5 protein-coding genes are annotated in these 3262 nt (G+C 60.2%); 3 read left to right on the plus strand and 2 right to left on the minus strand.

Annotated elements, in window-relative coordinates; translation table 11 throughout:
* Positions 1-114: 114 nt before the first annotated feature.
* The gene (locus tag ACXRVY_RS21335) at positions 115-330 is read right to left on the minus strand and encodes a dodecin (RefSeq protein WP_015092929.1); all 216 of its coding nucleotides are present in this window, start codon (positions 328-330) and stop codon (positions 115-117) included.
* A gap of 155 nt (positions 331-485) precedes the next feature.
* Here ACXRVY_RS21335 and ACXRVY_RS21340 point away from each other — a divergent pair, with 155 nt between their 5' ends.
* Positions 486-809 (plus strand): DUF883 family protein, encoded by a 324-nt coding sequence (locus ACXRVY_RS21340; RefSeq protein ID WP_007969764.1) that lies wholly within the window; start codon positions 486-488, stop codon positions 807-809.
* On the opposite strand, the gene ACXRVY_RS21345 is transcribed toward ACXRVY_RS21340, so the two are convergent.
* Entirely contained in the window at positions 806-1699 is an 894-nt protein-coding gene (locus ACXRVY_RS21345) for a LysR family transcriptional regulator (protein WP_223459258.1), read from the minus strand. The genes ACXRVY_RS21340 and ACXRVY_RS21345 overlap by 4 nt on opposite strands.
* Before the next feature lie 124 nt (positions 1700-1823).
* Between ACXRVY_RS21345 and trpB the strand changes: the two genes are divergently transcribed.
* Positions 1824-3044 carry a tryptophan synthase subunit beta gene (gene trpB / locus ACXRVY_RS21350; RefSeq protein ID WP_218431420.1) on the plus strand — a complete coding sequence of 407 codons (1221 nt, stop codon included), beginning with the start codon at positions 1824-1826 and terminating at the stop codon, positions 3042-3044.
* On the plus strand, positions 3044-3262 hold a 219-nt coding region (locus ACXRVY_RS21355; RefSeq protein WP_458238175.1), incomplete at its 3' end, for a tryptophan synthase subunit alpha. The genes trpB and ACXRVY_RS21355, both read left to right, overlap by 1 nt.

A 3262-nucleotide genomic window follows, 5' to 3' on the forward strand; every position in this document is an offset into this window, starting at 1 on the left:
ATTCCCTGGTCAGATCATAGGGGTAACCAGCCGTCAGCCGGACGCACTCATGCAGTGCTTTACCATTCCCTATGGCATTCGGCCGGCGTGCAAGTTCAGAAGACTAGCCCAAAGTCAGCTGCTGGCAATCCGGAACCCGACTTTCAAGGTCACCTGAAAGTGCGCAGCCTTACCGTCCCTGATGTGCCCACGGGTCTCGGTCACTTCAAACCATTCCATGTACTTGATGCTTTTGCTGGCTTCGGTCAGGGCGTTGTTGATCGCATCTTCGATACTGCTGGTAGACGAGCCAACCAGCTCGACTTTCTTGTAGGTGTGATGGTCAGACATGGCGTTCTCCTCGGCGTGTGAATTACAGCCTAGCAGTGATTTTTCCTATTTTCTGTTGGTCGCTGTGAGGATGAAGTTCAGGTTTTCTGCACTTTCTCGAACCCCTGCAGTCCCAACCAACACATGCCACTCATCACCAATGCAGGAGAGTCACCATGGCCAACACCTCGTTACGCAAAGCCTCATTGCAAAGCATGGAAGCCGAGATCGAGAGTCTGCTCAAGTCTTTGGAAAGCTTGAAGGACGACGCCTCGGATGAGTCGCGTAAAACACTCAAGACCCTGAAAAGCAACGCCGAGAATGCCTTGAAGCACTCGCGCCATTTGCTGGCCGATGCCTATGAAGAGGTCAAGGTCAAAACCCGCGAAACCGGGATTGCCACCCGGGACTACGCCCAGGAACACCCCTGGACAACAGCCGGTGTCGCCGTGGGCGCATTAGGCCTGCTGGCCGCTTATCTGTTGTGCAAGCGTGATTAATCCGTTTGACGCAGTTCGTTCTTGAGCCACTGCGCCAGTTGCCGGGCGCGCCCGTCCGCGGCGCGCTTGGGGAGCCACAACGCCAGGTGTGCCGGGGTTTCACTGAAGCCCCATGGCGCAACCAGGCGGCCGGCCTTCAAGTCCTCCGTCACCAAGGGTTCGGGGGCAATCGCCACACCCAGACCCGCGACGGCGGCTTCCAGCAAGTAATACAAATGTTCAAATCCCTGACCGTACTTCAGCACCCTCGCGTCGAGTCCACGTGGTTGCGCCCAACTCGGCCAGGCTTGCGGGCGTGAGGTGGTGTGCAGCAAAGCCTCGCTCAGCAGTGCAGTGTCCGGCGCGTCCTTGAGCCGTTCATAGCCGGTGAACCGTGGGCTCATGACCGGGCCGATGCGTTCGCTGGCCAGCTCAAAAACCTGCATGTCCGCGGGCCAGGGGGGCTCGGCAAATACCAGCAAGGCGTCCAGCCCCGGCCTTCGCGGGTCGAGATCGCCTTCTCCGGCCGACAGGTGCAGGCGCAAGTCCGGCAGGTCGGCATTGAGTCTCCCCAGTCGCGGGATAAACCAGCGCGCCAGCAGGCTTCCCGAGCAACCGAGCACGAATGGAGCATCGGCCGTGCTTTGTGTGAGTTCGGCGCAAACGCTGCGCAGACGCTCGAAGGCCTCGCTGCTGGCATCACGCAGGCGCAACCCGGCATCTGTGAGTTTCAGGCCGCGTCCGTCCTTGATGAACAGGCTTACGCCGAGGTGTTCTTCAAGCACCTTGAGTTGCCGGCTGACGGCCCCATGGGTGACATGCAACTGTTCGGCCGCCTGACTTACGCTGTTCAAGCGGGCAGCGGCTTCGAAGGCGCGAAGCGCGTTCAGCGGAGGAAGGTCATGGCTCATTTGATCTGTGAGTTTTCCTGACAGGTGGCGGCGATCTTATCGGTTTTCAGGTCGGGGCGTCAGGGGTAGAGTGAAGCCCACTATCTCTTTATGCATCACTTCACGCATTCAACTGGAGCGCCAAATGACCCAGACTAATCTGCGCAACGGCCCTGATGCCAACGGCCTGTTTGGCGCGTTCGGCGGTCGCTACGTTGCCGAAACCCTGATGCCGTTGATCCTCGACCTGGCCCGTGAATATGAGTTGGCCAAGGAAGATCCTGCATTCAAGGAGGAACTGGCCTACTTCCAGCGCGACTACGTCGGACGCCCAAGCCCACTGTACTTCGCCGAGCGCCTGACCGAGTTCTGTGGCGGCGCGAAGATCTACCTCAAGCGCGAAGAGCTGAACCACACCGGCGCGCACAAGATCAACAACTGCATCGGCCAGATCCTGCTGGCGCGACGCATGGGCAAAAAACGAATCATCGCCGAGACCGGCGCCGGCATGCACGGTGTGGCCACTGCCACCGTCGCCGCGCGTTTCGGTCTGGATTGCGTGATCTACATGGGCACCACTGACATCGAACGTCAGCAGGCCAACGTGTTTCGCATGAAGCTGCTGGGTGCCGAAGTGATCCCGGTGGTGGCTGGCACCGGCACGCTGAAAGACGCGATGAACGAAGCCCTGCGTGACTGGGTGACCAACGTCGACAGCACCTTCTATCTGATCGGCACCGTGGCCGGTCCGCACCCTTACCCAGCAATGGTTCGCGACTTCCAGGCCGTGATCGGCAAAGAAACCCGTGAGCAACTGCAAGCCCAGGAAGGCCGTCTGCCAGATAGCCTGGTGGCGTGCATTGGCGGTGGTTCCAACGCCATGGGCCTGTTCCACCCGTTCCTCGACGACAAGAGTGTTGAAATCATTGGCGTTGAAGCCGCCGGTTACGGCATCGAGACCGGCAAGCATGCGGCCAGCCTGAACGGCGGTGTACCGGGTGTGTTGCACGGTAACCGCACCTTCCTGCTGCAGGACGACGATGGCCAGATCATCGACGCCCACTCGATCTCTGCCGGCCTCGACTACCCGGGTATCGGTCCGGAGCACGCATGGTTGCATGACATCGGCCGCGTTCAGTACACCTCGGTGACTGACGACGAAGCCCTCGCTGCATTCCACCAGTGCTGCCGTCTGGAAGGGATCATCCCTGCCCTGGAAAGCGCCCATGCCCTGGCTGAAGTGTTCAAGCGCGCACCGAGCCTGCCAAAGGATCACCTGATGGTGGTCAACCTGTCCGGCCGTGGCGACAAAGACATGCAGACCGTAATGCACCATATGGAACAATCAAAGCAGGAGAAACACTGATGAGCCGCCTGCAAACGCGTTTTGCCGAACTCAAGGAACAGAACCGCGCCGCCCTGGTGACCTTCGTGACCGCCGGCGACCCGGGCTATGACACGTCCCTGGCCATCCTCAAGGGCTTGCCGGCGGCTGGTGCCGACGTGATCGAACTGGGCATGCCCTTCACCGACCCGATGGCTGACGGCCCGGCCATCCAGCTCGCCAACATCCGTGCGTTGGGT

The organism is Pseudomonas sp. P5_A2_2 (assembly GCF_054177685.1).

What these genes read in the sequence shown, in the direction of transcription:
- ACXRVY_RS21335 (WP_015092929.1), bottom strand. Translation starts at nt 330, where the DNA reads ATGTCTGACCATCACACCTACAAGAAAGTCGAGCTGGTTGGCTCGTCT.
- ACXRVY_RS21340 (WP_007969764.1), top strand. Translation starts at nt 486, where the DNA reads ATGGCCAACACCTCGTTACGCAAAGCCTCATTGCAAAGCATGGAAGCC.
- ACXRVY_RS21345 (WP_223459258.1), bottom strand. Translation starts at nt 1,699, where the DNA reads ATGAGCCATGACCTTCCTCCGCTGAACGCGCTTCGCGCCTTCGAAGCC.
- trpB (WP_218431420.1), top strand. Translation starts at nt 1,824, where the DNA reads ATGACCCAGACTAATCTGCGCAACGGCCCTGATGCCAACGGCCTGTTT.